The organism is Promicromonospora sp. MS192 (genome assembly GCF_049532985.1).
Classification (GTDB): Bacteria; Actinomycetota; Actinomycetes; order Actinomycetales; family Cellulomonadaceae; genus Promicromonospora.
This window is the reverse complement of record NZ_CP186693.1, coordinates 1,639,873-1,666,183: the sequence shown is the minus strand read 5'-3', so window position 1 is coordinate 1,666,183 and position 26,311 is coordinate 1,639,873. Positions and strand designations below refer to the sequence as shown.

Genomic DNA, 26,311 nt, shown 5'->3' with positions numbered 1-26,311 from the left:
CGACCGCGCCGGCCTCACCGGCTGACCCCTGAACCAGGCATGTTGCACCACCCGAGAGGAAACGACTCATGATCGCTCTGGCCGCACTGGACATCGCCGGTACCACCGTCGAGGAGGGCGGAGCCGTCTACCGCGCCCTGCACGACGCCGTGCGCGGGCACGGCAGCACCGCAGAGGTCGCCGACGTCGCCCGCTGGATGGGCGCCGACAAGCGCACCGCCATCCGGTCACTGCTCACGATCGGTCGCACAACCGACGTAGACACCGTCGAGGCGGCGTTCGCCGACTTCGAGCGCCTGCTCCGCACCGCCTACGACGAGACGCCGCCCGTAGCGATGCCCGGGGTGCTGGATGCCTTCGAGGCGCTGCGGGCCCACGGCGCGAAGATCGCCCTGACCACCGGGTTCTCCGCCGAGGTGACCGGACTGCTCCTCGACCGCCTCGGATGGCGTGAGGGCGATACGGTCGACGCCGTCGTGTGCACCGACGACGTGCCCACAGGCCGGCCCGCCCCGTACATGGTGCACCGGGCGATGGAGCGCACCGGCGTGTGGCGAGCGACCGACGTGCTCACCGTGGGTGACACGGTGCTCGACCTCGAGGCAGGCAGCAACGCAGGCGCCGGTCTCGTGATCGGCGTGCTGAGCGGCGGCGTCCCGCGCGCCACGCTCGCCGCAGCACCGCACACCCACCTCATCGACTCCGTCGGCAGCTTGCCGGCCCTGCTGGCTGAGGCGCACTCCGGCGCCGCCTGATCCCGGCGCCGCCCGGCGTCGGTCCGGGTGGCGCCCGGCGTCGGTCCGGGCGGCGCCGGGCTGGTCCAGCCGGCGGACGTCACGTCCCGGTGAAGAAGAGCAGCGTGGCACCTACGGCTCGCGGTCCTCCCGCACAGCCTGGACCGCCCGCGCAGCCCGGACCAGGTGGTCCATGAGCGTCGCCAGGCCGTCCTCGCCCAGCTCGTCCGCCACGCGCGCCTCCAGGTCGGCGATGATGTTCCGCGAAGCCTCCAGCTCGGCGAGCCCCCGCTCGGTCGGGGCAAGCAGCTTGGCCCGACCGTCGGAGGGGTCCGGCCGCCGCACCACGTAGCCCGCTGCCTCCAGCTCGTCGGCGATGGTGCCGATGATCTGCTTGGGCTGACCGGACAGCTCCGCATACTCGGACAGGCGCCGCCCCTCGGGCGTGAGGTAGGCCAGCACGGCGCCCTGACGCGGACGCACGTCCGTGTACCCCTCCTCGGCGATCCGGCGGAACATCTCGCCCTGCAGCAGGAGCAGCAGCCGCGTCGTCGCCATCGGCAGGTCGGTCCGCGGCCGGACCTGCCGGCCAGTACCGTCGTCCCGGGCGGCGCGCGTCATGCTTGCCACACCTGCCCCTCCTCACCGGAGACGACGGCGTCGATCGCGGCAAAGAACGTCGCCACGGCCGCAGAGTCCGCGCCACGGCGCCGCGACTCCGCGAAGTCCGCCGAGCTCTCCCACACGATCAGGTCGAGCCACTCGTTCTCCGACACCCGCACCAGGTCGGCGCGGACGAACCCGGGCCGCTCGCTGAACGCCGCCAGCATCGCGGGCCGCGCCTCGCTCAGCGCGGCCGCCTTGTCCGACGCGACCCGCAGTCGCGTCACCTCCATCACCGGCATGATCCCTCCTGAGATTAGTCAACAATCTTGACCAGTTGAGAATAGTCAAGAATCTTGTCCAATGACAAGGTCTTCCCCTGTCAGGGAGCGCGGCGGGTGCGGGACGGCGCCCGAGCCCGCGTCCCGCGGCGAGAGCTCGCGGACCAGGAGGTCCGTGACCGGGACCCGCACCACCACCGCCGAGCGGGTCCCTAGCCCAGCACCGGCGCCGGCCCGGTGGACTCACGCAGCACCAGCCGGTTCAGCGGCAGCCGCGTGCGCTCGGGTTCCGGCTCGCCGCGGACCAGCGCGATCAGCCGCTCCATGGCCACCCGCCCCTGCTCCTCCCGGTCCACGACCACGCTGGAGAGCGACGGCGTGGCGAACCGGCCCAGCTCGAGGTCGTCCCACCCCACGACGCTCAGCCGCTCCGGCACGCCCCAGCCCCGGTCCAGGGCGGCCCGGACGGCACCGGTCGCCATCGGGTCGTTGGCCGCGACCACCGCGGTGACGGGGCTGGTTCCGGGGAGGGCGCGCACCGCCGCGTACCCGCACTCCGCGGACCAGTCGCCGTCGACGACGCCGTGGGAGACGAGCCCGAGGCGCTCGATCACCTCGGCGTAGACCTGCCGGCGGGCCCGGGCCGACGGCCAGGCGTCCGGCCCCGCGACGTGCAGGAAGTGCCGGTGCCCGAGGTCCGCGAGGTGCTCGACGATCTCGGCGACCACCGAGGCGTCCGCGAGCTCGCCGATGCCGTGCAGCTCGTCGTCGTACTCCCCCACCACCGCGAACGCGGCGCGCGACGGCGTCGCGGGCTGGTCGGTCAGCCCGGGCAGCGAGCTGAGGGAGAGCACTCCCTCGACCTGGCCGGACGTCATCAGCTCCAGTGCCCGGCCGGCACGTTCCCGCGGGCCGCCCTCGATGCTGACGACCTCGATGAGGAAGCCCGCGTCGTGGGCCACGACCGCGGCGGCGCTGAGCAGGCGCGTGGGCAGCAGCAACGCGGGGGCGGGCAGCAGCACGGCCAGCCGGCCGGTGCGCCGGGTGCGCATGGAGCGGGCCACCAGGTTGGGGCGGTAGCCGAGCTCCTCGATGGCGGCCTCGACGCGCCGGACCGTCTCGGGCTTGAGGCCGCCGTTGTGCCGCAGGTACCGCGAGACGGTCTGATGGGAGACGTGTGCGAGGCGCGCGACCTGGACGATCGTCGGCCGCCGCCCGGCGTGGTCGGACATTCCGCCATCCTCTCGCTCGGGGCGTCCGGCGAGGCACCGACACCAGCGTTGACAGCATAGTGAACGTTCACTATGTTGACGCCGGGTGGAAAAGTGAACGATCACTATTCCCGCCCGCCTGTGCGACGACGCATGACACGATCCGAAGGAGTATCGGTGTCCTCAGCTCCCACCATCCCCCGCGGAGGGTCCGGCGCCGGCAGGCGCGCCCGTCCGGCCAGCACGGAGGCCACGTCGTGAGTGCGATCGGCGAGCTGCGGACCCTGAGCCGCGGCGGCCGGGGCAGTCTGACCGCCGACCAGAAGCAGGCCCTGGCCAAGGAACGACGCCGGGACTCGAAGGCCGCGGCGGTCTTCCTGGCACCCTGGCTCCTGGGCCTCGTCGGCATCACGATCGGCCCGATGGTCGCCTCCCTGTACCTGGCGTTCACGGACTACAACCTGCTGCAGGACCCGAACTTCACCGGGCTGGAGAACATCCAGCGCATGGTCGGCGACGAGCGGCTCGGCAAGTCGCTGGTCGCGACACTCACCTACGTGGTGGTCTCGGTGCCGGTCCAGCTCGCCGTCGCCCTCGGCCTGGCGCTCCTGCTGGACCGCGGCATCCGCGGCCTCGCCCTGTACCGGTCGGTGCTCTACCTGCCCTCCCTGCTCGGGGCGAGCGTCGCCATCGCGGTGCTGTGGCGCCTCGTGTTCGGCGGGGAGGGCCTGGTCAACGCGTTCCTCGGCCTGTTCGGCATCCAGGGTCCCGCCTGGGTGGCCGAGCCGGACACCGCGCTGGGCACCCTGATCGTGCTGCACGTGTGGACCTTCGGCGCGCCGATGGTCATCTTCCTCGCCGGCCTGCGGCAGATCCCGCGGCAGTACTACGACGCGGCGTCGACCGACGGCGCGAACACGTGGCAGCAGCTGCGCAAGATCACGCTGCCGCTGCTGAGCCCGATCATCTTCTTCAACCTGGTGCTCGGGCTGATCGGCAGCTTCCAGTCGTTCACGCAGGCGTTCATCGTCTCCAACGGCAGCGGCGGACCGGCCGACTCGACGCTCTTCTTCTCGCTGTACCTCTACCAGGAAGGCTTCGCCGGCTTCCGCATGGGGTACGCGTCGGCCCTGGCCTGGCTGCTGCTCATCATCATCGGCGCGTTCACTGCCCTGAACTTCTGGGCCTCGAAGTACTGGGTGTTCTATGACGACTGAGACTCTCGCGACCACCGCACCGACCACGGAGCCGGGCCCGCGCCCCCTCGTCATCAGGCAGCGCCGACGCCGCCCGCGGATCCTGGCCCACGTGGGCCTGGTCCTCGTGGCGATCGTGATGCTGTACCCGCTGCTGTGGATGGTGACCAGCTCGCTGCGCCCGAACGACGAGATCTTCACCAGCCCCGGGCTGCTGATCGACACGTTCGACCTGAGCCACTACCCCGACGGCTGGAACGCCCTGAGCCAGCCGTTCGGCAGCTACCTGCTCAACTCGGCGCTGGTCGTACTGGGCTCCGTGGTGGGCAACCTCGTGTCCTGCTCGATGGCCGCCTACGCGTTCGCCCGGCTGCAGTTCCGCGCCAAGACCGTCGCGTTCGCCGCGATGCTCCTGACCATCATGCTGCCGGTGCACGTGCTGATCATCCCGCAGTACGTGATGTTCGCCCAGATCGGCTGGATCAACACCTACCTGCCGCTGATCGTGCCCAAGCTGCTGGCCACCGACGCGTTCTTCGTGTTCCTCATGGTGCAGTTCGTGCGCGGCATCCCTCGCGAGCTCGACGAGGCGGCTCGGATCGACGGCGCCGGGCACGCCCGGATCTTCCTCCAGGTGATCCTGCCGCTCATGGTGCCGGCGCTCGCGACCACCACGATCTTCACGTTCATCTGGACCTGGAACGACTTCTTCTCGCAGCTCATCTTCGTGACCGACCCCGACCTCTACACGGTCCCGGTGGCCCTGCGGCAGTTCATCGACGCCCAGTCGCAGTCCGACTTCGGGGCCCTGTTCGCGATGAGCGTCGTCTCCCTGATCCCGGTGTTCCTGGTGTTCCTGTTCGGGCAGCGCTTCCTGCTGCGTGGCATCGCGACGACGGGCGGCAAGTGATGAGCCCACGACTTTCGACCGGAGGACGAACCACGATGGAACGACGGGCACGACGGGGCGTGCTGACCGCCTCCGCCCTCGCCCTGAGCCTCGGCGTGGCCGGGTGCGGCATCGCGCCCGACCCCGCCGACGCGGAGCTCAGCGAGGATCCGGTGACCCTGACGATGACCTGGTGGGGCGCGGACGCCCGCCACCAGTCGACCCTCGACGCGATCGAGCTGTTCGAGGAGAAGTACCCGCGGATCACCGTCGAACCCACCTACGCGGACTGGGCCGGGTACTGGGACCGGTTGGCGACCACCGCGGCGGCGGGCGACATGCCCGACGTCATCCAGTTCGACCAGCTCTACCTCTCCTCGTACGCGGGCCGTGGCGCGCTGCTGGATCTCGACGCGCTGTCGGAGTTCGTGGACGCGAGCTCGCTGCCCGAGAACGTACTGGGGTCCGGCCGGGTGGACGGCACCCTGTACGCCGTCCCGATCGGTGTGGCCGGGAACGGGGTGGTGATGAACACGAGCCTGTTCGAGAAGTACGACGTACCGATCCCCGACACGGACACCTGGACGTGGGACGACTTCGACGCCACCGCCGAGGCGATCACCGAGGCCTCCGGCGGGGAGGTACGCGGCGTGTCCCCGTTCGGCGCCGACTCCTTCAGCCTGGAGGTCTTCGCCCGCCAGCAGGGCGACACGCTGTTCGACGCCGAGGGCGACGTGGCGATCGATCCCGCGGTCCTGGCCGCCTACTGGCAACGACGGCTCGACTGGATCGACTCGGGGGCCTCTCCGTCGGCGGCCGCCCTGAGCGAGAAGCAGGGGGTTCCCCTGGACCAGGGCAACCTGGTGGTGGGCGGGACCGCGATGGAGTTCCAGCCGGGCGGCCTCTTCACGGCGATCGCCGCCGCCGCGCCCGACTTCGACTACGAGATCGTGAACTGGCCGGCCGATCCCGACGCCGAGGAGGGCTACCAGTACCCCAAGCCGTCGATGTACTGGGCGGGCTCGTCCCAGTCGGAGCACCCTGCCGAGGCGGCGCTCCTCATCGACTTCCTCTCCAACGACCCCGAGGTCGCCGAGGCGTTCGGCACGGAGCGCGGGATCCCCGCGAGCGAGAAGTTCCAGGCGGCGGTCGAGCCCTCGCTCGACGAGGCGGGCCGCAAGGCCCTGACGTTCACGGAGCTGGTGACGAAGGAGGCGGGCGACGCACCGCCCATCACCCCGAACGGCGCCAGCGAGGTCGACACGATGCTGTCCCGCTACAACCAGCTGGTCCAGTTCGGCGAGCTCACGCCCCAGGACGCCGCCGAGCGGTTCATCGAGGAGCTCCAGTCCGCGATCGACGCCACCGGCTGACGTGGTCGACGGCTTGATCCGCGTCTGACCAGGATGTTACGCTGCTCGACTTTACCTCGACAGGAAAGAAGAGCGATGCCCCTCCCCGATGTGCACGGACGTTTCCTCGACGGTCTTCTCCCCCGCGTTCGATCGGACTCGCGCATCGTCGGCGTCGCTGCCGGCGGATCCGTCGCCAACGGCGTCCCCGACGAGTACTCCGACGTCGACCTGGTGCTCGCGGTCGAGGACGACGCCTTCGATCAGGTGATGCGTGAGCGGCTTGCACTCATCGAGGCATGGTCGCCGCTCGTCGCGGGGTTCACGGGAGAGCACGTCGGGGAACCCCGGTTGATCATCACTCTCATGGGCCCCGAGGCGCTGCACGTCGATTTCAAGTTCGTCCGGTACACGGACTTCACGTCGCGAGTCGACGAGCTTCAGGTGCTGTGGGAGCGAGACGGACGCCTCTCGACCGCGCTCGCAGCGACTTCTCCTTCTCCTCCCCGGCTGGACCTTCAGTGGATCGACGATCGGTTCTGGGTGTGGATTCACTACGGCGCCACAAAGCTGGCCAGGGGCGAGCTGTTCGAGGCCATCGGTTTCATCTCGTATCTCCGGGAGACCGTGTTCGGACCTCTGATCCAGTACCGACACGGAAAGCTGCTCCAGGGAGTGCGGCGCCTGGAGACGACAGACCCCGACGCCGCACGGGCGCTCGAAGCGACCGTGTGCGGACGTGACACCGGCGAGATCGGGCGAGCGCTGCTCGCCTGCGTCGACCTCTACGACCAGTGGACCGACGGCATCGACATCGCCTTCCATCGCAACGACGCCGCAGCGAGGCTCGCGACGCAGTACCTGGACCAGGTCGTCGGCCGGCTCGGCTCGGGGCCTGCTTCGGACTCCCGCGCGGCCGGATGACCGCACGGGAGACAGGGCCTGTGCTCAGGCACGCATGGCGAGCTCGAGGGTCACGTACGAGTGGGCCGGCAGGTCGACCTCCAGCCCGCCGTCGCGCACCCGGACGCCGCCGTGCTCGCGCGGGACGACCGTCTCGGGAGCGGACGCCGTGTTGTGCGCCGCAAGCTCCGGCGAGGTGAGGACCCGGGCCCGGTGACCCATGACCTCCCGGCCCCGGAGGTCGAGCGTCACGGTGTGCGCGCGCTCGGCGTCGAGGTTCGACAGCGAGACCAGGGCGGAGTCTCCCCGGGTGGACGCCGACGACGAGACGAGCGTCAGCGAGCGCCCGTCGGCCTCCCGCGCCGGTGCCCCCTTCAGGTGCACGGCCAGCGCGGCGGCGTCGTGATGCCCGCGGTTCATCTCGAAGACGTGGTACGTGGGCGTGAGCACGAGCGCGCCCGACTCGGGGTCCGTGAGGATCATCGCCTGCAGCACGTTCACGGTCTGGGCGATGTTCGCCATGACGACCCGGTCGGCGTGGCGGTGGAAGGCGTCGAGGTGCACGGCCGCCACCAGCGCGTCGCGCAGCGTGTTCTGCTGGTACAGGAAGCCGGGCTCGGTGCCCTGCTCCACGTCCCACCAGGTGCCCCACTCGTCCACGACGAGGCCCACCTTCTTGCCCGGGTCGTACCGGTCCATCACCGTGGAGTGCCGCGCAACGAGCTCTTCCATCCAGGACGCGCGGCTCAGGGCGAGATACCACTCGTCGGTGCTGAACTCCGTCGCCCTCCCCTTCTCCGCCCACGTGCCGGTCCGCGTGTAGTAGTGCAGGGACACCGCCTGGAACGGCGTCGCCGGCCGGTCGTCCTGGTCGAGCGGGTCGAAGGACCGCATCAGGGTCTCCGTCCAGGAGTAGTCGTCCTCGTGCGCACCGGCGGCGATCCGGTACACGCGGTTGTCGGCGTGGTCCCGCGTGTACGTGGCGTACTGGCGGGCGAGCGACGCGAACTGCTCGACGCGGAGGTTGCCCCCGCAACCCCACGCCTCGTTCCCGAGTCCCCAGAACGGCACCTTCCAGGGTTCGTCACGGCCGTTGGCCCGGCGGAGCGTTGCCATGGGCGAGTCGTCCGCCCGCGTCAGGTACTCGATCCAGTCGCTCATCTCGCGCACCGAGCCCGACCCGATGTTGCCGCTGATGTAGGCGTCGGCGCCGAGCAGCTCGCACAGGTCCATGAACTCGTGGGTGCCGAAGGAGTTGTCCTCGACCACGTCGCCCCAGTGCGAGTTGACCATGCGGGGCCGCTCCTCACGCGGCCCGATCCCGTCCTGCCAGTGGTAGTCGTCGGCGAAGCACCCACCAGGCCACCGCAGGTTCGGGATGCCGAGCGCGCGCAGCGCGTCGACGACGTCGCGCCGGATGCCGCGCACGTTCGGGACGTCGGAGTCCTCACCGACCCAGAAGCCGCCGTAGATGCAGCGTCCGAGGTGCTCCGCGAAGTGTCCGTAGACATGGCGGGAGATGGTGGGGCCGGGCAGGTCGAGGTCGATGACGGCGGTGATCGTGGCCATGGGTTCTCCTGGCAGTCGGTGGTCGCGGCCGGACGGCGGGGCAGGACGACGGCGCGGGGCGGCGGCGCAGGACAGCGGCGCGGGGAGGCGGCGCGGGGCGGTCGGTTGCTCAGGGCACGAGGTACCCGCGCAGGTCGGACAGGGCGCCGTCGCGCGTGAAGACGGGGACGAGGTGACGCGGGGCGTCCGCCTCGACCCACTGCCCGCCGGCGTGCGTGGCACCCGTGTGCAGGTCGGTCCAGCGCGCCCCCGCGGGCAGGTACACGGCTCGGGACGTCGCCCCGGGCTGGAGGACCGGTGCGACCAGCACGTCCGGGCCGTGCATGAACTGGTCCCCCACCTCCCACGCCTCGGGGTCGTCCGGGAAGTTGTGGAAGAGACCGCGCATCACGGGCTGACCGTCCTCGTGCGCGGCGCGCATGACGTCGCGGGTGTAGTCACGCAGGCGCTCGCGGAGCCGCACGTACCGCGCGAGGATCTCGTAGTTCTCCTGGCCGAAGCTCCACAGCTCGTTCCCCGAGCCGGAGGGCAGGCGGCGGCTGCCGTCCGCCGCCACGACGGGCACCTGCGGGGCCCGGTCCCCGTGCAGGCGCATCACCGGCAGGAACGCCCCCATCTGGAACCACCGGACCAGGAGCTCCTGGAACGCCGGGTCGTCGGTGCGGCCGCCGCCGAACCCGCCGATGTCCGTCGTGAACCACGGGACGCCCGCCGCGCCTACGTGGATGCCCGCGGTGATCTGGCGCCGCATGGCCGTCCACGAGGAGTGGATGTCCCCGGACCACAGGAGCGCACCGTAGCGCTGGCTGCCCGCCCAGGCGCACCGCACCAGGTTGACGATCTCGGACTCGCCGTCGCCCTGCTGCCCCTCGAACACGGCGCGGGAGAACGTCTGCGGGTAGATGTTGGTCACCGCGAGCGCCTGCCCGGCGTCGTACCGGTAGGCGCCGAAGTCGTACTGGCCGAACTCCGGCTCGGCCTCGTCGAGCCAGAACGTCCGGATGCCGTGCCGCCCGTACCCGGCGCGGAGCTTGTCCCAGAGGTAGGCGCGGGCCCGGGGGTTGGTCGTGTCGACGAACCGGCTGGGCCCCTCGAACCACATCTGTACGTCGATGCCTCGGTTGGTGGCCACGAGCAGGCCCTGGCGGGACATCTCGTCGAAGTTCTCGGACGTGAGCGCCACCTGGGGCCAGACGCTGACCATGAGCTCGACGCCGAGCTCCCGCAGCTCGTCGACCATCCCGCTCGGGTCGGGCCAGAACTCGTCGTCGAACCGGAAGTCGCCCATGGCGGGCCAGTGGAAGAAGTCGGCCACGATCACGTCCAGCGGCAGGTCGCGGCGCCGGTGCTCGCGGGCGACCTCCAGCAGCTGCTCCTGGGAGGAGTAGCGCAGCTTGCACTGCCAGTAGCCGAGCCCCCGCTCGGGCATCACGGGGGCGTGCCCGGTGGCGTCGGCGTACGCCCGGGTGATCTGCGCCGGTGTCGCGCCCGCCGTGACCCAGTAGTCGATCTGGGGCGCGGACTCGGCGGACCACTCGGTGCCGTTGCGGCCGAAGGTCGCCCGTCCGACGGCGGGTGTGTGCCAGAGCATGCCGTACCCGGCGCTGGAGATGACGAAGGGGACGCTGGCCTGGGAGTTGCGGTGGGCGAGCTCGAGCGAGCAGCCCTTGAGGTCGATGTGGTCCTGCTGGTACAGGCCCATCCCGACGAGCTTCTCGTCGGCCGGGCTCTCCAGGAAGAGCGCGGTCCGCCAGCCGCCCGCGGGGAGCGCGTCGTACTGGCGGGCGCGCAGGGCGAGCGCCCCGCCGGACTCGCGTTCGGCCAGCAGCTCGCGGCCGTCGGCGTCCTGGAAGCTGACGTGACTCCGGAAGCGGCGCTGGCCGCCCTGCCAGTGGTAGTGGTCGTGCGCGGTCAGGACCACCCGCAGACCGCCGTTGACCAGGGTGGCGACGGGGCCGTCAAGCTCGATGCGGGCGTCCTTCGCCTCCGGGGCCGGGAGCAGGGCCCAGTCGGTGTCGACGACCTCCCCCTGCGCCGACCGGACGCGCGCGCTGTCGGCCCCCCAGGGTTCGACGACGAGGGTCTCCCCGCCCCCGCGCCAGGTCAGCCGGGCGCCGTCGACGTGCCACGGGGTGGCGGCGTCCGGCTGCGGTCCGGTGGTCGCGGACGGCGTGGTCGTCGTGCTCATACCGTGCTCTCCTTCGTGAGGTCGTGCGGTGCGGCCGTGCGGCCGTGCGGTGTGGCGGGCGTCGGCAGGATGCCGCTGCGCCGCAGGCAGAACGTGGTCGCGAGCGCGGGCGCGGCCACTCCCAGCACCGGGACCAGACCGGGCACGAGGTAGTAGGCGGCGAGGATCACGCCGCCGGCCGAGGCGGTGCCGAGGGCGATCATCGGACGTGCCAGGACGAGCGTGGCGGCGCGGCGCAGGTGCAGCACGGGCGCCTCGTCGTAGTGCGCAGCCAGCGGCCAGACCTGCGCGGAGACCACCGCGAGAAAGACGGCCGCGAACCACAGCAGGCTCCCGGCGGCGCCGGCGAGGCCGCTGCCCGCGCCGGCGAGCAGCTGACGTTCGACCAGGAGCACCGCCCAGAGCAGGGTCAGCGCGTAGCCGAGCACGTTCGCCGTGCGCAGGTTCGCTCGCCAGGCGGCGTCGAACTCCGCCCGGAGCCCACGCCGCTCCGCGATGTCGTCGCTCATCAGATCGTGCCGCAGCACCTCGTGCACCGCCGCGGTGGCGGGGAAGACGCCGAGGACGACGCCGCCACGCACCGTGTGCAGCAGCCAGAGCAGGTGCAGCTTCAGCAGGCGCCAGCCCCAGGTGCCGACATGGGTGTGCAGGGTGACGAGCCGGTCGATCATCCCTTCACCGACCCGATCATGACGCCCTTCTCGAAGTACTTCTGCAGGAAGGGGTACAGCAGGAGCACCGGCAGCGTGGAGACGATGATCACGCCGTACTTGATCTGGTCGGCGAAGTCCTGGCCGTAGGCACCGCCGGAGCCGCCCGCACCGCCGGCCCCGCCGGCGAAGGCCTGGTTGGAGAGCAGGATGTCGCGCAGCACGATCTGCAGCGGCTGCAGCTCGTAGTCACGCACGAAGATCAGGCCCGTGAAGAAGTCGTTCCAGTGCTGCACCAGGTAGTAGAGCGCAATGACGGAGACGATCGCCTTGGACAGCGGGAGGGCGATGTTCAGGAAGTACCGGAAGTAGTCGACCCCGTCGAGGGTGGCGGCCTCGAAGAGCTCCTCCGGCAGCGCGTTCTCGAAGAAGGCTCTCGCGATGATGAGGTTGTACACGTTCAGTGCCGTCGGGAGGATGAACACCAGCCAGTTGTCCAGCAGCCCGATGTCGCGGTACAGCAGGTACTGCGGGATCAGGCCCCCGCTGAAGAACATCGTGAACGCGAAGAACAGCATGAGCACGCGCCGGGGCCGGAACTCGCGACGCGAGAGGGCGAACGCCGCCGGCAGCGTCACGACCATGTTGAGCGCGGTGCCGACCACCGTGTAGACCACGGTGTTGCGATAGCCCGTCCAGATCCGTTCGTCGGCGAAGATCTGCTCGTAGCCGAACAGGCTCACGTTCTGCGGCAGGAAGGTCACCTGGCCGGTGGCGACGAGCCGGGGCTCGCTGATCGAGGCGATCGCCACGAACCAGAGGGGATAGATCGTCGCGAACAGGATCGCGGCGCAGACGACGGCGAGGACCACCGAGAAGGCGATGTCGCCGGGCGTGCGGGCGCGGAGCGCGGACAGTCGTGTCATGGGCCTCACCACAGGCTCGTGTCGGCGAACTTCTTGGCCAGCCAGTTCGTGACGACCAGGAAGAGGAAGTTGATGACCGTGTTGAACAGCCCGATCGCCGTCCCGAGGCTGAACTGGTTGCCGAGGATGCCGATCCTGTAGGTGTAGGTCGCGATGACCTCGCTCACGGGGAGGTTCAGCGCGTTCTGCATCAGCCAGATCTTCTCGAAGCCGGTCGAGAGCACCCCGCCCATCGTGAGGATGAACAGGATGATCATCGTCGGCACGAGCGCCGGGATGTCGACGTGGCGGATCAGGTGCAGGCGGTTCGCCCCGTCGATCCGGGCCGCCTCGTAGAGCTGGGTGTCCACCGAGGCGAGGGCGGCGAGGTAGATGATCGAGTTCCACCCGCAGTGCTGCCACACCTCGGAGATCACGTAGACCGGGACGAAGAGATCCGGGTCGCCCAGGAGGTCGAGGTCGAGCCCGACTCCGCTGAACAGGCGGGTGACGGTGCCGTTCGAGGGGTTCAGGAGCACCTGGATCATGCCGACCACGACGACGACCGAGATGAAGTGCGGCAGGTAGGTCGCCGTCTGCATGAAGCGCTTGCGCGTCGCGTTCACGATCTGGTTGATGATCAGCGCCAGGGCGATCGGCGCCAGGAACCCCACGACGAGGGTCGCGATGCTGATGGTCAGCGTGTTGCGCAGCACCGTGGCGAACATCGGGCTGTCGAAGAAGATCTCGAAGTACTTCAGCCCGACCCACTCACCCCCGGTCAGGCCTGCCTGGAAGTCGAACTCGCGGAAGGCGAGCTGGATCCCGTACATGGGCACGTACGCGAAGACCACCGTGAAGACGATCGCCGGCAGCAGCAGCACCCACAGCTGCCAGTAGCGACCCAGGTGCCGCCGGGCGCGCTCGACCCGGCCCGGCGGCGCGCCCCGACCGGCGGCCGCGGCTCCCGGCAGGTCCGCCCGTTCTCGGAGCAGGGTCATGACCGGCTCGCCACGTACTCGTCGTAGTAGCGCTGGTAGATCTCGACGTTCTGCGGGAGGCCCGCGGACTCCAGCTGCGCGACGTAGTCGTCCCACTCCTCCTCGACGCCGCCCTCGGTCACCCAGCGCCCGAAGGCCGTCATGGCGAGGTTCATCACGGTGGTGTCGTTCAGGGTGATGGTGCTCTGGTCCTCGGTGGAGATGTTCACGTACTTGAAGGGGTAGATGTCCGTGACCGGGTCCACGGTCGCGAGCGCCTCCCGCAGCGGCTCCGACTGCTCGGTGGCCTCGGCGAGGTCTGCGGGCGGTTCGACGTCGACGTCGTCGCGGATCCAGTGGGGGCCGGCATCGGCCAGCGTCGTGGTCCACTTCCAGGTCGACGGGTCGCTGTTCTCGTCGGCGGGCGGCAGCACCCGGTATCCGTCACCGTCGCGCTCCACGTTCTCGCCCAGGTCACCCCAGAGCACCTGGACCGAGATCTCGGGGTCGTAGAAGGCGTCGATCACGGCGAGCGCACCGTCCCGGTCCGCGGTGCCCGCGGACATCACGACGTGGTTGGGGCTGAAGTTCTCGGTGTCGTAGTTCCAGGTGACCGGCGTCGACTGCCCCGCCTCCGCCTCGAGCGGCGCCATCGACGTGTACTGGTCGGCGAGCCGGGCGCCGAACCGGTCCGACGCCGTCCAGCCCCAGCTGAAGCCGACCTTCGCGACGTCGCCGTCGCCGCGGCCGACGGACTGGAAGGCCGAGTAGTCCTGGGTCATCACCTGCTTGCTCACCAGCCCGGCCGCGTAGGCGCGGTGCGTGAACTCGATGACCTCGCGGTACCGCTCGTCCACGAGGAAGTTGAGGACCTTGCCGTCCTCGACCACGTACCCCTGACCGCCGCCGTAGGTGGTGGCCAGGCCGAGCCCGCTGAGCAGCATGGTGGGCTGGCCGGCCGCGAACCCCGCCGGGTCCACCGGGTTCCAGTCCCAGGGGATCTCGTCGTCCGGGTCGCCGTTGCCGTTCGCGTCCTGCTCCTTGAAGGCGACGAGCACGTCGAAGAGCTCGTCCCAGGTGGTCGGCACGTCGAGGCCGAGGTTGTCCAGCCACTCCTGGTTGATGTACTGGCGCGAGATCGTCTCCGGCCAGTAGCGCTTGTAGCTCGGGAGGGCGTAGACCTCACCCGACGACCGCGTGGCCATCGCCGCCAGCTCGGCGTGCGAGTCGAGCATCCCCTGCACGTTGGGCAGCGCGTCCATGTCGTCGGAGAGGTCCTCGAACAGGGACGAGTAGGTGGCGAGGTCCGCGTTGGTGACCGCGTTGCCGCCGACGATGAGGTCCGGCACCTCGCCCGCGGCGAGCATCGTGGCCTTCTTCTGGCTCCAGTCGGCCGAGACCTCCTCCCAGCGGATCGTCACGCCGGCCTTCTTCTCGAGGTCCTTCACCCAGGCCATGTCGGCCATCGGGCCGGTCAGCCCGTGCTTGACGACGAGGATGTCGATCGTGCCGTCCGCGGAGCCCTGGTCGTCGCCGCCGCCACCGGTGCAGCCGGCGAGGAGGAGCGCTCCGGTCGCCAGCACGGAGCCGGCCAGGCGTGTTCTGCTCTTCATTGAGTCCTCCGGATGTCGTGCGCGTGCACCACTGGGCCGGTCGGGTCGTCGGTGACCCGCCGTCGTCGTGCCCGAGCGGCACGATGATCGCGAAGATGGTTCAGCGTTGTCAATGGTTGTCGACGAGTTCGTGACAACGCTGTACGTTGGCCTGCGACAACCCGGCGACCGCGCGACGCAGCGCGGAGCCGGGGCCGCCCGAGGCCCCGAGAGAGGGTGCGAACCGATGACCACCGGCCGGAACGACGTCACGATCCACGTGCAGGAACCCACCGGGACGCGGGTGAGCCCGGACCTCTGGGGCCTGTTCCTGGAGGACATCAACTACGCGCTGGACGGCGGGCTCAACGCCGACCTCGTCCGCAACGGCGACTTCGAGGCGACCGGCGCCGACCGCCCCGGCTGGGGCCCGCTGACCGGCTGGGACCCCGAGGCCGACGCGGACGGCGTCCGGGTGCGCAGCGACCGCCCCGTCTCCGCCGCCAACGCGACCTACGTCCGGATCGCCGCGGGGTCCCGGCTGACCAACCGGGGCTACGACCCCGAGGGCATGCTGGTGCGCGAGGGCGCCTACCGGCTCCGGCTCGCCGTGCGCCGCGCCGCGCCGTCGGCGGGCGCGCACGCGTCCCTGACCACCGCGGACGGCGACGCGCTCGCCCGGGTCGAGATCCCGGCCGCCGCGGACGCCTGGAGCTGGGTCGAGGTGGACCTGACCAGCACCGCGACCACGCGCGCGGCACTGAGCATCGAGGTCGTGGAGGGCGCCGTCGACGTCGACCTGGTCGAGCTGCGCCCCGTCGACCCGCAGGGCCGTGCCCGCCTGTTCCGCCCCGACCTGGTCGAGACGCTGCGGGCGCTGCGCCCGGCCTTCGTCCGGTTCCCCGGCGGCTGCGTGGCCCACGGCTACGGCCTCGACAACATGTACCACTGGAAGCGCACCATCGGGCCGCGCGAGCGCCGGGTGCCCATGCCCAACACCTGGGGCTACCACCAGTCGATGGCGATCGGGTACCACGAGTACTTCCTGCTCTGCGAGGAGCTCGGCGCCACTCCCATGCCGGTCGTGGCGGCGGGCGTGTGCTGCCAGAACGTGCCCGGCGGGCCGCAGGCGATCCCGCAGCAGCGGATGCCCCAGTACGTGCAGGACGTGCTGGACCTGGTCGAGTACGCCAACGGCGGGCCCGAGACCCGCTGGGGCGCCGTCCGGGCCGCGGCGGGTCACCCCGAACCGTTCGGCCTGCGGTACCTGGGCATCGGCAACGAGGACGTCGTCGACGCGCAGTTCGCCGACCGCTTCGGGCAGCTCTTCGCGGCCGTGCGGGAGCAGTACCCGGACGTCACCGTCATCGGCACGCTCGGGCCCAAGCCCTACGGCCCGGACTACGACGCCGGCTGGGAGCTGGCCCGTCGTCTCGAGGTGCCGATGGTCGACGAGCACAGCTACCGCTCCCCGCGGTGGCTCCTGCAGCACCTGGAGCGCTTCGACCACTACGACCGCTCCGGGCCCGCCGTGTACCTCGGCGAGTGGGCCGCCCACTCCTCCACCATGCGCTCGGCGCTCGCCGAGGCGGCCTACATGACCGCCGTCGAGCGCAACTCGGACGTGGTGCGCCTGTCCTCGTACGCGCCGCTGCTCGCCCGGGTCGGCAGCACGCAGTGGCTGCCCGACCTGGTCTACTTCACCGACGACGAGGTGCGGCCGAGCCCGAGCTATCACGTGCAGCGGATGATGGCCGAGGTGCGTGGCGTCGAGGTGCTCGGCTGCGCGACCACGGGACACACCGACCGGCCGCAGCCGCCGCCCGCGATGCAGCGGGTCACGCTCCGCTCCCCCGGCTCGACCACCCGGTTCACCGCGATCCAGGTGGGCGGCACGGCACACCCGGACCAGGTCGTGGGAACCGAGGGCACGGCGTCCCTCACCACCGACGGGACCGAGCTCGAGCTCGTGGCCACCCGGACGGACGGCGAGGAGGGCTTCGTCGTCGGGTTCGGCGGGGCGGACGGCGAGACCGTGCACGAGTTCCAGGTCGGGGGCTGGCGCAACGAGTCCCTGATCCTCGCCCGGCGCGACGACGGCATCGGCAACGAGGTGGACGGGCCGCACCCGTTCGACGGCGTGCGCCCCGCGGTACCGCTGCACGTCCGCGTCACCGTCGAGGACGCCCGCATCCGGGTGTGGCTGGACGGCGCGCTCGTCCACGACCACGAGGACGACCTGCGCCCCTGGCCCGACCTCGTGGCGGGCGCCACGAGCGGGCCCGACGGCCGCACCCACGTCACGCTCGTCAGCCTCGCCGACGAGGACCGGACCGCGCACCTGGTCGTCGACGGCGTCCGCGGTGCGGCACCGGCCACGGTCACGACGCTGGCGGGCGGCTCCCCCGACGTCGGGCGGCCGTTCGAGGCCAGCCCGGTCGAGCCGGTCGCGACCGTGGCGGAGCTCGCCGACGGACGGGCGGCGGTCCCGGTCCCGGCCTGGTCGCTGGTCACCGTCCAGGTGGGGCAGGCCACCTGACGCCTCACGACACCGGGTCGGACGACCTCCGGATCATCACCTCGGCGCCCGTGCGCACGGACCGCGCCGGTCCGTCGTACCCGTCGAGCCGCTCGACGAGCATGCGCACGGCCGCCGAGACCATCGCCTCCGGTTCAGGGCTCACCGAGGTCAGCGGCGGGCTGGCGAACTCGCTCTCGTCCGTGTTGTCGAAGCCGGTCACCGCGACGTCCTCGGGGACCCGGCGGCCCAGGAAGCGCAGGGCACGCACGACTCCGATGGCGGTCGCGTCGTTCGCGCACACCGCGGCGTCGAACTCGACGCCGGTCCGCAGCAGCCCGACCATCGCCTCGTACCCGGACTCCCGGCGGTCCCAGTCCGACCCGACCGCGAACAGCGCCGGGTCGGGCTCCATCCCTCGCTCGGCGAGGGCGTCGACCACTCCGGTGTAGCGCCCGCTCTCGGTGCTCAGCCCGTTCCAGATGATCGCCAGGCGCTGCCGGCCCGTGTCCAGCAGGTGCCGCGTGACCGCGGCGGCCCCCTCGTACTCCCCCATGACCACGCAGTCCAGGGACGAGGTGGCCGGGCCGCCCACCTGGACGACCGGGCGGTCAGGAGCCCGCCCGCCGAGCGCCGCCGCCCGGAAGTGGGCCGGGCAGATCATGACGGCGTCGGCATCGCGCGTGGTGGAGCCGATGACGGCCGCCAGCTCCGCGTGGACGTCACCCGCGATCCGCAGCGTGGTGGTCAGTCCCTCGTCCTCCAGCGCGAGGATGAGGCGCTCCGCCATCTCGGCGAAGTACGGCTGGAAGAGGTTGGGCACCACCACCGCGATGCGGCCGGTGCGCCCCGACGCGAGGCCCCTGCCCGCGTGGTTCGGCCGGTACCCCGCGGTGGCGGCAGCGGCCCGCACCGCGGCCCGCGTGCTCTCCGAGACGTTCGGCCGGTCCAGCATCACGTTGGAGACCGTCTTCGCGGACACGCCGGCCATCCGCGCGACGTCCTCCAGGGTGGGGCGCCGGTTCATGACATCCCCATGGTCGACTCACGGCGCACCAGCGTCACGGGCACCGTGATCTGACGGGCCGCAGCCGGCGACCCGCCCCGCAGCCGGTCCGTGAGCAGCTCCAGGGCCGCGCGGGCCAGGCGCGCCGGGGACGGGTCGATCGTGGTGATCGTGGGCGTGGAGAACTGACCGTCGGCCAGGTTGTCGTAGCCGATGATCGCCACGTCGTCCGGTACGGCCACGCCCCGCTCGACCAGGCAGGACAGCGCACCGATCGCCACCTCGTCGTTCACGCACAGCAGGGCGTCGAGATCCGGGCGCACCTCGAGCGCCCTCGCCGCCGCCCGCGCACCAGCGCGCCGGTCACCGACGCCGCCCAACGAGACCCGGGGCACCGCGCCCGCCTCGATCCCCACGGCCGAGAAGGCTGCCCGGAGCGCCGCGGACGGGCTCTCCTGGTCCGGGTCCGACCGTGCACGGTCGGGCCCCAGCAGCACGGGCCGCACCCGTCCCATGACGCCCAGGTGCCGGGCCACGAGCCCCGCGGCCTCGACCACGTCCTCGTCGACGCGGTCGACCGGGGCCCGCCACCGGCCGCCCTGGACCACGACGACGGGCTGCGGAGCCTGGTCCCACGCGACAGGCTCCAGGCCCTCCGGGTCGATCAGGAGCACACCGTCGTACAGGTGGCCGCGCTCCCCCAGGACCTCTGCGACCCGCCCGGGACGACGGTGCGTCGGCTCGACCGTGGCCGTGAGGCCCAACCGCTCGGCCTCGTGGACGAGGGCCTCCACGAGCATCGCGAGGTACGGGCGGCGCAGCTCGGCCACGACGATCCCGATGGTGCCCGTCCGTCCGGTCCGGAGGTTCCGGGCGCTCGGGTTGGGGATCCAGCCCAGCTCGGCGATGGCGGCCTCGACCCGCGCCATCGTCTCGGGGCGGATGTGAGGTTCCCGATTGACTACCCGTGAGACGGTCTTCAGCGACACCCCGGCCCGGGTCGCCACTTCCTTCATGGTGGCGGGCATGGTCCAACTGTAGGCTGCGCGCGGCACCGGGCGGCGGACACGCTCCGTGCGAGACGCGCTGACGGTCGGTTCGTCGACGTCCGGGAGCTGGACACCTCAGACGAGCGTCCGCTGCGCCCACGTGCGGAAGTCCGTGGTGGGCAGGCCCAGAGCCCGGACGTGTTCCGGCCGGGCGGGCGTGCCGTTCTGGTTGATCCGCTCGACCTCGTTGACCACGGCGGGCAGCATGCCGCGTTCGACGGCCTGCTGCGGGGTGAGCACGGGCGCGCTGATCGTGCGGCCGGTGATCTCACTGAGCGAACGCGGCCCGCGCGACCCGCTGAGGCGGGAGCGCAGCACGTAGACCGCTCGAGCGAACCCAAGGAGCTGGGATCCCCGCCCCCAGGCCGAGGTCCCAGCTCCTGCCCGAGCGTGGGCCCAGACCACCTCGCTCGGGTCCCGACCCGAGACATCTCCCGGGCCTCTGCCCTGTGGGGAGCCTACGCGGGTCGCAGACCCTGAGCTCGATCCAGGACGGGTGAAACCGCTGAGGCCGTTCAGAACCGGTAGTGGAGTATGCGCGCGCCTTGTCGGGACATCGCGGTGCTGTGCGCCACGAGGCGAGTCAGCGCACGTACGGGCTGCGGGAACGCTGCGACTTCCGGGGCGCGGGTGAGCAGCCGTTCAGAGATCAGGGTGAGGCCCGCATTCCAGCGTTCCGGCTCGCGGGGGTCGTCGAAGCCTTGGGCGGCATCGATGCCGAGGGCCTTGATGGAGGCGTCGTACCTCATCGCCCAGGCGGCGAAGCGGGTGTAGCCGTTGAGCGCGAGCTCGCCGGCCCGGAGCCGGGTGGTCAGCTGGCGGATCATGGCCGGGAAGGAGTCACCCGGCAGGAAGGGCAGCACGCCTTCGGCCACGATCATGGTGGGCCGGTCGTCCGGCAGGACCTCTGACCAGCTCTCCGCGGTGATGTCCGTGGCGACCAGGTGTGACCGACCCGGGAGATACTGCTGGCGCAGCTCCGTGACCTGGGGAAGATCGACGTCGTACCAGTCGACGCCGGCGGGTGGGGTGCAGCGGGCCATCCGGGTGTCGAGGCCGCAGCCCAGGTCGACGACGACCGCCTCGGGGTGCGTGGTGGTGAACTGGCGGACGACGTCGTCGAGCTTCTTGGCGCGGAGCGCGGTGCTGGCGACGAGGCTCGGTCTGACCTTGAGCCTGCCGAAGTCGTAGCCGGTGTCCTGGGCGATGCGGTCCGCGATCGCTGCAGCGAGGGTGTCGCCGAGGATCGGAGCCGGTGCCCTGCTGTCCTGTGCTCGTGCGTACAGGGTGAGCAGCAGCGTCTCCTGGACCGGGCTGAGGTCGAGCTGGAGGGACGGCATGGCTCTCCTAGCGCTTCAGGGGGTTGCGGGCGGCGATGTCGCGCAGCCAGGTCAGGGACTCCTGGGCCGCCTTGATGCGGCCGGCGCCTTCGCGGCCGACGAGGGCGAAGCCCTCCTCGGCGATGCCGCCGAACGCGCTCAGGCTGTCGAGCTTGCGTTCGACGACCTTGCGCCAGGCGTCGTCCTCGATGCGGTAGTAGGCCGTGCGGTCACCGGGACGGCGCACCTTGCGCACCAGCCCGATGGCGGTGAGCAGGCGCATGTTCGAGGTCAGAGACGCCCGGCTCGCCTGGATGGTGTCCGCGATCTCGCCGGCGGACTGCTCGGGCGGGTCGCAGATCATCAACCAGCCCAGGACCCGCCCGGTGATCGGCGGCAGCCCCCACTCCTCCACACAGAAGGTGGCCACCTGTTCCACCCATCGCATGAGCTGGTCCTGGCGCTCCTCGCTCATGGAGTCCTTGCTATGCGTTTCAGCCACGACTGAAATCTATAGCAGCGCGGCACCCGCCGTCCAGGCGCTCGGGCTGCACCGCGGAGGACAGCCCCACCGGAACGCGGCGGCGTGCACCATTCCGGGGCATCAGGCCCGTTGCCTAGCTTCGGCCCCATGGAGACCACTTCGCCGCGCCCGCGCCCGCTCCGGCGCCCGCTCCCGCGCCAGGCGCTCTACCTGGCCGCGGCCGCCCTCGTGACCCTGATCGGCGTGCACATGCTGCCCGGTTCCGGCGGTGTGGACCCGGTCCGCGACCTCATGTCGGAGTACCCGGTGCGCACCGCGGAGCCCGGCGTGGCCTACACGCTGGCCCTGCTCGGAGCGAATCTCGCCGTCGTCCTGCTGGGCGCCCACTGGGTCCGCGACGGGCTCCTGCGGTCCCGGCCCGTGGCGACGACGCTCCTCGGGCTGTGGTGCCTCAGCCTGCTGGGGCTGACCGTCGTCCTCAAGGACCCGGTCAGAGGCCCGAGCACCTGGTACGGCACGGTCCACATGGTCTGCACCGTCGTGAACTTCGTCAGCCTGCCCGCGCTCTGCGGACTGCTGTGGTGGCGGCATCGAGGCGATCCTCGATGGCGCTCGCACGCTCGGGCCGTCGGCGTCGTGGCCGGCCTGACCATGGCCTGCGTGGTGCCGTTCGCCCTGGTCCTCCTGGCGGACAGCGGTCCGGGAGCGCTCAGCGACTCGGCACTCGGGCTCGTCGAGCGTTGCGTCGTGGTCCTCGATGTGGTGGCGATCGCGGCGCTGGCCCGCTGGTCGCAGGCCAGCGGAACCGTCGCCGTCGGGCGATAGCGAGATCGAGCGCTGGGCGATCAGCCCTTTCCAGCCACCCGGAGCGCACGAAGCCGACCACGTCGTCGCCGGCGATCTCGGGGTACTGATAGGGCCGCGCACGACAGGGAGGGATGCGCCGTTCGGGCTGGAGCAGACCGGCGTGACCCACGTCCCGGCGGGTGACGTGGGCCGCTACGCTCGCCAGGCGATGAGCTACCTCGATGAGAATGTGACCGCGGCGACTTCAAGGGAAACTACAAGAATGCGTTCTTGGACCACGACACGACGCGGCATGTCCGGCCTGGTCGCCGCGCTGTGCGCGGCTCCGTTCCTGTTGACCGCCTGCGGCGCCGGCTCGACATTGCTGGACACCGGCGCACTCCCCCGGATCGAAGAGACCACCGATGGCGACATGGGAGCACCAGGGACCGGCTGGTGCGACGCGCTCGGCTACCTGGAGTCGAAGCTGTCGAACGCCGCCGACGGGACGACCGGCGAGCAGTACGCGCTCGAGAACGGTGACGTCGTCGGCGCCACCGCGTTCGTTCCCGGGGGCGGGTACTATCCCGATGCCGAATCGATGCTCGCGGCCATCCAAGCGGCTGTCGACGACTGCTCGGCCGACGCCGAGGAGGGCGACTACGGCGAGGCGACCTGGGAGCAGATCGGCGGTCTACCCGACGGGGCCCTGGGATTCACCTTCACGAGCGCGTCGTCGAACCCGGTGGAAGTCGGCAGCATCGCGTTCGCAGAGGCGGAGGACGGACGCCTTGTCGGCGTCGGGGTGACACACAGCGGGAGTGGTGAGGCGTCGGTGGACGTGACGGATCTCCTCACCACGGCGCTCGAGCGAGCTGGCGAGGTGGAACCCACGAGCTGAGTCCGTCGCACGACACTGCGACGACTGCCGCCGACGAGCGGCTGCTTCACCGCCCCAAGGCCTGCCATTCGGGAGCGAGGACCGCCCAGACCTGCTTGTCGTAACGCCTGCCCTGGTACGGCCAGGCCTCACGCCGAACACCCTCCAGCGTCATGCCGAGCCGCTTGGCCACCGCCGAGCTGCGGTCGTTGTCGGCGCGGCAGTGCCATTCGGCCCGGTGCAGCCCCCGCGACGCGAAGGCCCAGTCCAGCAGGACACCCGACGCCTGGGTGATCAGACCGTGCCCCTCGGCGGAGGGTTCCAGCCAGCATCCGATCTCGCACACTCCGGAACCGGCGTCGAGATCGGTGAACATCACGCCGCCGACCAGGACACCGGCACGCCAGATGCCGTACAGGCGGCCGCCGTCCTCAGCCTGGCGCGCCGCGTACCGCCTGAGCGTGCTCCGTGCCCCGTCCAGATCGTCGGTGACGAACGTGGGGCCGACCCACGGTCGGATGTGCTCACGAGCTCGGTCCATGTGGGCCGCGAACTCCTCGGCATGCCAGACCTCCAGCGGGGCGAGGTGAACACCGTCGCGCAGCACCAGCGAGAACATGAGGACTCCTCCATTCGCATAACAAGCGTTTGGACAATGTACCGTGGCAGCATGCCGCGTCCCAAGGGAGATCACGAGGCCCGTCGCCGTGAGGTGTCCGAAGCCGTCTGGCAGGTGATGGCCACACGCGGCTTCGCCGGCCTCACGCTGCGCGCGGTGGCGACCGAGCTCGGCGCGACCACGGGTCTGCTCACGCACTACTTCCCCACCAAGCAGGCCCTCGTCGCGTACGCCCTCGACCTGCTCGAACGGCGGACCATCGCCCGCCCGCGCCGCCCCGCCGGCAAAGGACTGATCGCCCTGAGGCACGCTCTGATGGACATCCTGCCGCTGACCCCAGAAGCCATGGACAGCAACCGGATCTGGGTCTCCTCATGGGACGCCGCACTCTCCGACGGCGCCCTGCAGGCCGACTACGCCCGCAAGTACGCCCAGAGCCGCGACACGTTGCGCGAACGGGTGACCGCAGCCCAGGAGCTCGGCGAGCTTCCCCCAGGCAACCCGGCAGACATCGCGGCCGGCTCCCAGTCCTTCACTCTCGGCCTCGTGGTTCAAGCCCTGCTCGACCCTGCGACGTTCACACCACAGCGGCAGGTCGAGCTTCTGGACGACTACCTCGCCGCCCTGGCCACCTCGCGCCCACCCGAGGATCGCCTCTGACCAGCTGCGTCGTCGGCGGGTTCGGTCTCAATGTCCCGGTCAAGCTGCTGGGCGGCGGAAGACCAGGGGCGCCACGGCACTTCCCTGCACCTCTGGTGTTCGGCCGGGTCTGCGTCCAGGTCTCGTCAGGGCCGTGGCGTGCCCCGGTCTGCTACGGCTCGAGAACGTCGGTGTGAGCCGTCGTCACAGGTGCGGGCGCGGTTCGTCCCTTGTTGATCGCGGCGTCCACTGCTGCGCCGATGCGCGTCAAGGCCATCAGGTCGCGCGGATCGAGCGAGTCGATCAGATATTCGCGGACTGCCGCGACATGCCCGGGCGCCGCCGCGACCACGACGTCGTACCCGGCCTGGGTCAGGGTGGTGTTGGTGCGGCGACCCGCGCCGGGTATCCGGGACCTGGCGAGGAGCCCTCGCTTCTCCAGTCGTCCGACGACGTGCGACAACCGCGACAACGACGCCGACGTGCGCACAGCGAGAGAGCTCATCTGCATGGTCCGGTCCGGCTCCTCGGAGAGGACCGACAGCACCATGTACTCGAAGAAGGTCATCCGGGACTCGCGCTGCATCCGCGCGTCCAGGGCGGCGGGCAGGCTGATCATGATCGCGGAGTTGGCCAGCCAAGCAGCCAGCTCATCACCGTTCAACCATCGCGGCTCGTCGTCCGACCCGACGAGCGGCTCCGCACCGGCCGCTGTGCCGTGAGGCTCTTCTGCGGCCGCCGTCGGTGTCACGCGGGACACGGAGCCGCCCTCCTCGACTCTCTCGTCGCGCACCTGAGCACCCGCTGCCGTGGCCATGCAACCAGCCTACGACGGCAGTTATTGACGCATCAAGTTCGAGAGAGTAGAACTTGACACGTCAAGTTCATCTTGATGCGTCAAGTTCCTGTCCGGTCGACGTGCCGGCTGTGGGCCTGGCGAATCGACCCCCGAGAGGAACACTCGATGCAGACCACGTCACTAGGCGGGCTTGAGGTCTCGCGCCTCGGTCTAGGAGTCATGGGCATGTCCGCCTTCTACACGGGCAAGGACGAGTCCGAGGAGGACTCCGTCCGCACCATCCAGCGCGCTCTGGACCTCGGTGTCACCCACCTGGACACCGCCGAGGCGTACGGCGAAGGGGCCAACGAAACCCTGCTGGGTCGCGCGGTCAGGGGTCGTCGGGACGAGGTGGTGCTCGCCACCAAGTTCGGCCTGGTATCGCACACGGGCCGGCCCGGGGCCGACAGCACGCCGGCGAACGTCCGGCTCGCTGTCGAGGGGTCGTTGCGGCGCCTGGGCACCGACCACATCGACCTGTACTACCAGCACCGAGTTGACCCGGACACCCCGATCGAGGACACCGTCGACGCCCTGGCCGACCTGGTCACCCAGGGCAAGGTCCGCTACATCGGCCTGTCCGAGGCCGGCCCCGCCACCATCCGCCGCGCACACGCGGTCCACCCGGTTGCTGCGGTCCAGAGCGAGTACTCGCTCTGGACGCGCGACCCCGAGACGGCGGTGCTTCCGGTGCTGCGCGAGCTGGGGATCGGACTGGTGCCGTACTCCCCGCTGGGTCATGGCTTCCTGACCGGGCGCATCCGTTCCCTGGACGGTCTGGACGCCGGCGACTGGCGTCGTACCAACCCGCGCTTCACCGGCGGCAACCTCGAACGCAACCTGCGCATCGTCGACGAGGTCCGGGCCGTGGCGACCGAGACCGGAGCCACCCCCGCCCAGATCGCCCTGGCCTGGCTCCTGGCCAAGGGCGAGGACATCAACCCCATTCCCGGTACCCGACGCGTCGAGCGACTTGAGGAGAACATCGCTGCAGACGGGATCCGGCTCACCCCGGACCAGGTGAGCCGGCTGGACGACCTGACGCCCGCGTCCGGCGACCGCCATGACCGCGACGGCATGGCCGCCATCGACCGGTGAAGGCGGCTCGACGACCGAGCCG

Annotated in this window: 26 protein-coding genes; 10 read left to right on the top strand and 16 right to left on the bottom strand. The window is 70.9% G+C overall.

Going from position 1 to position 26,311, the window contains the following annotated elements:
* Positions 1-68 precede the first annotated feature (68 nt).
* Positions 69-755 carry a phosphonatase-like hydrolase gene (locus ACO229_RS07475; RefSeq protein WP_423464386.1) on the top strand — a complete coding sequence of 229 codons (687 nt, stop codon included), beginning with the start codon at positions 69-71 and terminating at the stop codon, positions 753-755.
* A gap of 111 nt (positions 756-866) precedes the next feature.
* On the opposite strand, the gene ACO229_RS07470 is transcribed toward ACO229_RS07475, so the two are convergent.
* From ACO229_RS07470 to ACO229_RS07460, 3 genes are all read right to left on the bottom strand, one after another.
* Complete coding sequence (locus ACO229_RS07470; protein ID WP_397415956.1) at positions 867-1,355, bottom strand: MarR family winged helix-turn-helix transcriptional regulator; 489 nt, start codon at positions 1,353-1,355, stop codon at positions 867-869.
* The gene (locus tag ACO229_RS07465; RefSeq protein ID WP_397415626.1) at positions 1,352-1,639 is read right to left on the bottom strand and encodes an antibiotic biosynthesis monooxygenase family protein; all 288 of its coding nucleotides are present in this window, start codon (positions 1,637-1,639) and stop codon (positions 1,352-1,354) included. The genes ACO229_RS07470 and ACO229_RS07465 overlap by 4 nt, the downstream gene beginning before the upstream one ends.
* Before the next feature lie 191 nt (positions 1,640-1,830).
* Entirely contained in the window at positions 1,831-2,850 is a 1,020-nt protein-coding gene (locus ACO229_RS07460; RefSeq protein WP_423464385.1) for a LacI family DNA-binding transcriptional regulator, read from the bottom strand.
* Positions 2,851-3,086: 236 nt separating this feature from the next.
* Between ACO229_RS07460 and ACO229_RS07455 the strand changes: the two genes are divergently transcribed.
* The 4 genes from ACO229_RS07455 to ACO229_RS07440 all read left to right on the top strand — a co-directional run bounded on the left by ACO229_RS07455 (position 3,087) and on the right by ACO229_RS07440 (position 7,190).
* Entirely contained in the window at positions 3,087-4,046 is a 960-nt protein-coding gene (locus ACO229_RS07455) for a carbohydrate ABC transporter permease (RefSeq protein ID WP_397415630.1), read from the top strand.
* A complete protein-coding gene (locus tag ACO229_RS07450; RefSeq protein ID WP_423464384.1) occupies positions 4,036-4,935 on the top strand; it encodes a carbohydrate ABC transporter permease in 900 nt (299 codons plus the stop codon). Before ACO229_RS07455 ends, ACO229_RS07450 begins: the two co-directional genes overlap by 11 nt.
* Positions 4,936-4,970: 35 nt before the next feature.
* A complete protein-coding gene (locus ACO229_RS07445; RefSeq protein ID WP_423464382.1) occupies positions 4,971-6,287 on the top strand; it encodes an ABC transporter substrate-binding protein in 1,317 nt (438 codons plus the stop codon).
* 75 nt (positions 6,288-6,362) lie between these two features.
* Entirely contained in the window at positions 6,363-7,190 is an 828-nt protein-coding gene (locus ACO229_RS07440) for a nucleotidyltransferase domain-containing protein (protein WP_397415637.1), read from the top strand.
* A gap of 24 nt (positions 7,191-7,214) precedes the next feature.
* Here the strand turns inward: ACO229_RS07440 and ACO229_RS07435 are convergent, their stop codons facing one another.
* From ACO229_RS07435 to ACO229_RS07410, 6 genes are all read right to left on the bottom strand, one after another.
* On the bottom strand, positions 7,215-8,738 hold the full coding sequence (locus tag ACO229_RS07435; RefSeq protein WP_423464381.1) for an alpha-N-arabinofuranosidase: 1,524 nt from the start codon (positions 8,736-8,738) through the stop codon (positions 7,215-7,217).
* A gap of 109 nt (positions 8,739-8,847) precedes the next feature.
* The gene (locus ACO229_RS07430) at positions 8,848-10,926 is read right to left on the bottom strand and encodes a TIM-barrel domain-containing protein (RefSeq protein ID WP_423464380.1); all 2,079 of its coding nucleotides are present in this window, start codon (positions 10,924-10,926) and stop codon (positions 8,848-8,850) included.
* The gene (locus tag ACO229_RS07425) at positions 10,923-11,597 is read right to left on the bottom strand and encodes a YesL family protein (RefSeq protein ID WP_423464379.1); all 675 of its coding nucleotides are present in this window, start codon (positions 11,595-11,597) and stop codon (positions 10,923-10,925) included. The genes ACO229_RS07430 and ACO229_RS07425 overlap by 4 nt, the downstream gene beginning before the upstream one ends.
* Positions 11,594-12,502, bottom strand: a complete 909-nt coding sequence (locus tag ACO229_RS07420; RefSeq protein ID WP_397432559.1) for a carbohydrate ABC transporter permease — start codon at positions 12,500-12,502, stop codon at positions 11,594-11,596. The genes ACO229_RS07425 and ACO229_RS07420 overlap by 4 nt, the downstream gene beginning before the upstream one ends.
* 5 nt (positions 12,503-12,507) lie before the next feature.
* Positions 12,508-13,482, bottom strand: a complete 975-nt coding sequence (locus ACO229_RS07415) for an ABC transporter permease (RefSeq protein ID WP_423464378.1) — start codon at positions 13,480-13,482, stop codon at positions 12,508-12,510.
* Positions 13,479-15,074 carry an extracellular solute-binding protein gene (locus ACO229_RS07410; protein ID WP_423464377.1) on the bottom strand — a complete coding sequence of 532 codons (1,596 nt, stop codon included), beginning with the start codon at positions 15,072-15,074 and terminating at the stop codon, positions 13,479-13,481. The genes ACO229_RS07415 and ACO229_RS07410 overlap by 4 nt, the downstream gene beginning before the upstream one ends.
* Positions 15,075-15,300: 226 nt before the next feature.
* Here ACO229_RS07410 and ACO229_RS07405 point away from each other — a divergent pair, with 226 nt between their 5' ends.
* Positions 15,301-17,592, top strand: a complete 2,292-nt coding sequence (locus ACO229_RS07405; protein WP_423464376.1) for an alpha-L-arabinofuranosidase C-terminal domain-containing protein — start codon at positions 15,301-15,303, stop codon at positions 17,590-17,592.
* A 4-nt stretch (positions 17,593-17,596) separates the two neighbouring features.
* On the opposite strand, the gene ACO229_RS07400 is transcribed toward ACO229_RS07405, so the two are convergent.
* The 5 genes from ACO229_RS07400 to ACO229_RS07380 form a co-directional block, all read right to left on the bottom strand.
* Positions 17,597-18,598 carry a LacI family DNA-binding transcriptional regulator gene (locus tag ACO229_RS07400; protein ID WP_397415654.1) on the bottom strand — a complete coding sequence of 334 codons (1,002 nt, stop codon included), beginning with the start codon at positions 18,596-18,598 and terminating at the stop codon, positions 17,597-17,599.
* Positions 18,595-19,605 carry a LacI family DNA-binding transcriptional regulator gene (locus ACO229_RS07395; RefSeq protein WP_423464375.1) on the bottom strand — a complete coding sequence of 337 codons (1,011 nt, stop codon included), beginning with the start codon at positions 19,603-19,605 and terminating at the stop codon, positions 18,595-18,597. The genes ACO229_RS07400 and ACO229_RS07395 overlap by 4 nt, the downstream gene beginning before the upstream one ends.
* 96 nt (positions 19,606-19,701) lie before the next feature.
* Positions 19,702-19,944, bottom strand: coding sequence for a hypothetical protein (locus ACO229_RS07390; RefSeq protein WP_423464374.1), 243 nt, complete (start codon positions 19,942-19,944; stop codon positions 19,702-19,704).
* 197 nt (positions 19,945-20,141) lie between these two features.
* Positions 20,142-20,966 carry a class I SAM-dependent methyltransferase gene (locus ACO229_RS07385; RefSeq protein ID WP_423464373.1) on the bottom strand — a complete coding sequence of 275 codons (825 nt, stop codon included), beginning with the start codon at positions 20,964-20,966 and terminating at the stop codon, positions 20,142-20,144.
* A 7-nt stretch (positions 20,967-20,973) separates the two neighbouring features.
* Positions 20,974-21,447, bottom strand: coding sequence for a GbsR/MarR family transcriptional regulator (locus ACO229_RS07380; RefSeq protein ID WP_423464371.1), 474 nt, complete (start codon positions 21,445-21,447; stop codon positions 20,974-20,976).
* Positions 21,448-21,576: 129 nt separating this feature from the next.
* On the opposite strand from ACO229_RS07380, the gene ACO229_RS07375 reads away from it, so the two are divergent.
* Both ACO229_RS07375 and ACO229_RS07370 read left to right on the top strand, forming a co-directional pair.
* Entirely contained in the window at positions 21,577-22,254 is a 678-nt protein-coding gene (locus ACO229_RS07375; RefSeq protein ID WP_423464370.1) for a DUF998 domain-containing protein, read from the top strand.
* A 274-nt stretch (positions 22,255-22,528) separates the two neighbouring features.
* Positions 22,529-23,116, top strand: coding sequence for a hypothetical protein (locus ACO229_RS07370; RefSeq protein WP_423464369.1), 588 nt, complete (start codon positions 22,529-22,531; stop codon positions 23,114-23,116).
* A 46-nt stretch (positions 23,117-23,162) separates the two neighbouring features.
* Here ACO229_RS07370 and ACO229_RS07365 read toward each other — a convergent pair whose 3' ends face one another.
* Positions 23,163-23,714: a GNAT family N-acetyltransferase gene (locus tag ACO229_RS07365; protein ID WP_397432574.1), complete on the bottom strand. Its 552-nt coding sequence runs from the start codon at positions 23,712-23,714 to the stop codon at positions 23,163-23,165.
* 51 nt (positions 23,715-23,765) lie between these two features.
* Between ACO229_RS07365 and ACO229_RS07360 the strand changes: the two genes are divergently transcribed.
* The gene (locus ACO229_RS07360) at positions 23,766-24,374 is read left to right on the top strand and encodes a TetR/AcrR family transcriptional regulator (RefSeq protein ID WP_397432575.1); all 609 of its coding nucleotides are present in this window, start codon (positions 23,766-23,768) and stop codon (positions 24,372-24,374) included.
* A 151-nt stretch (positions 24,375-24,525) separates the two neighbouring features.
* Here ACO229_RS07360 and ACO229_RS07355 read toward each other — a convergent pair whose 3' ends face one another.
* Positions 24,526-25,104: a MarR family winged helix-turn-helix transcriptional regulator gene (locus tag ACO229_RS07355; RefSeq protein ID WP_423464368.1), complete on the bottom strand. Its 579-nt coding sequence runs from the start codon at positions 25,102-25,104 to the stop codon at positions 24,526-24,528.
* A 213-nt stretch (positions 25,105-25,317) separates the two neighbouring features.
* Between ACO229_RS07355 and ACO229_RS07350 the strand changes: the two genes are divergently transcribed.
* Complete coding sequence (locus ACO229_RS07350) at positions 25,318-26,289, top strand: aldo/keto reductase (protein WP_423464367.1); 972 nt, start codon at positions 25,318-25,320, stop codon at positions 26,287-26,289.
* Positions 26,290-26,311 lie beyond the last annotated feature (22 nt).

What these genes read in the sequence shown, in the direction of transcription:
- ACO229_RS07475 (WP_423464386.1), top strand. Translation starts at nt 69, where the DNA reads ATGATCGCTCTGGCCGCACTGGACATCGCCGGTACCACCGTCGAGGAG.
- ACO229_RS07470 (WP_397415956.1), bottom strand. Translation starts at nt 1,355, where the DNA reads ATGACGCGCGCCGCCCGGGACGACGGTACTGGCCGGCAGGTCCGGCCG.
- ACO229_RS07465 (WP_397415626.1), bottom strand. Translation starts at nt 1,639, where the DNA reads ATGCCGGTGATGGAGGTGACGCGACTGCGGGTCGCGTCGGACAAGGCG.
- ACO229_RS07460 (WP_423464385.1), bottom strand. Translation starts at nt 2,850, where the DNA reads ATGTCCGACCACGCCGGGCGGCGGCCGACGATCGTCCAGGTCGCGCGC.
- ACO229_RS07450 (WP_423464384.1), top strand. Translation starts at nt 4,036, where the DNA reads ATGACGACTGAGACTCTCGCGACCACCGCACCGACCACGGAGCCGGGC.
- ACO229_RS07445 (WP_423464382.1), top strand. Translation starts at nt 4,971, where the DNA reads ATGGAACGACGGGCACGACGGGGCGTGCTGACCGCCTCCGCCCTCGCC.
- ACO229_RS07440 (WP_397415637.1), top strand. Translation starts at nt 6,363, where the DNA reads ATGCCCCTCCCCGATGTGCACGGACGTTTCCTCGACGGTCTTCTCCCC.
- ACO229_RS07435 (WP_423464381.1), bottom strand. Translation starts at nt 8,738, where the DNA reads ATGGCCACGATCACCGCCGTCATCGACCTCGACCTGCCCGGCCCCACC.
- ACO229_RS07430 (WP_423464380.1), bottom strand. Translation starts at nt 10,926, where the DNA reads ATGAGCACGACGACCACGCCGTCCGCGACCACCGGACCGCAGCCGGAC.
- ACO229_RS07425 (WP_423464379.1), bottom strand. Translation starts at nt 11,597, where the DNA reads ATGATCGACCGGCTCGTCACCCTGCACACCCATGTCGGCACCTGGGGC.
- ACO229_RS07420 (WP_397432559.1), bottom strand. Translation starts at nt 12,502, where the DNA reads ATGACACGACTGTCCGCGCTCCGCGCCCGCACGCCCGGCGACATCGCC.
- ACO229_RS07415 (WP_423464378.1), bottom strand. Translation starts at nt 13,482, where the DNA reads ATGACCCTGCTCCGAGAACGGGCGGACCTGCCGGGAGCCGCGGCCGCC.
- ACO229_RS07410 (WP_423464377.1), bottom strand. Translation starts at nt 15,074, where the DNA reads ATGAAGAGCAGAACACGCCTGGCCGGCTCCGTGCTGGCGACCGGAGCG.
- ACO229_RS07405 (WP_423464376.1), top strand. Translation starts at nt 15,301, where the DNA reads ATGACCACCGGCCGGAACGACGTCACGATCCACGTGCAGGAACCCACC.
- ACO229_RS07400 (WP_397415654.1), bottom strand. Translation starts at nt 18,598, where the DNA reads ATGAACCGGCGCCCCACCCTGGAGGACGTCGCGCGGATGGCCGGCGTG.
- ACO229_RS07395 (WP_423464375.1), bottom strand. Translation starts at nt 19,605, where the DNA reads ATGCCCGCCACCATGAAGGAAGTGGCGACCCGGGCCGGGGTGTCGCTG.
- ACO229_RS07385 (WP_423464373.1), bottom strand. Translation starts at nt 20,966, where the DNA reads ATGCCGTCCCTCCAGCTCGACCTCAGCCCGGTCCAGGAGACGCTGCTG.
- ACO229_RS07375 (WP_423464370.1), top strand. Translation starts at nt 21,577, where the DNA reads ATGGAGACCACTTCGCCGCGCCCGCGCCCGCTCCGGCGCCCGCTCCCG.
- ACO229_RS07370 (WP_423464369.1), top strand. Translation starts at nt 22,529, where the DNA reads ATGTCCGGCCTGGTCGCCGCGCTGTGCGCGGCTCCGTTCCTGTTGACC.
- ACO229_RS07365 (WP_397432574.1), bottom strand. Translation starts at nt 23,714, where the DNA reads ATGTTCTCGCTGGTGCTGCGCGACGGTGTTCACCTCGCCCCGCTGGAG.
- ACO229_RS07360 (WP_397432575.1), top strand. Translation starts at nt 23,766, where the DNA reads ATGCCGCGTCCCAAGGGAGATCACGAGGCCCGTCGCCGTGAGGTGTCC.
- ACO229_RS07350 (WP_423464367.1), top strand. Translation starts at nt 25,318, where the DNA reads ATGCAGACCACGTCACTAGGCGGGCTTGAGGTCTCGCGCCTCGGTCTA.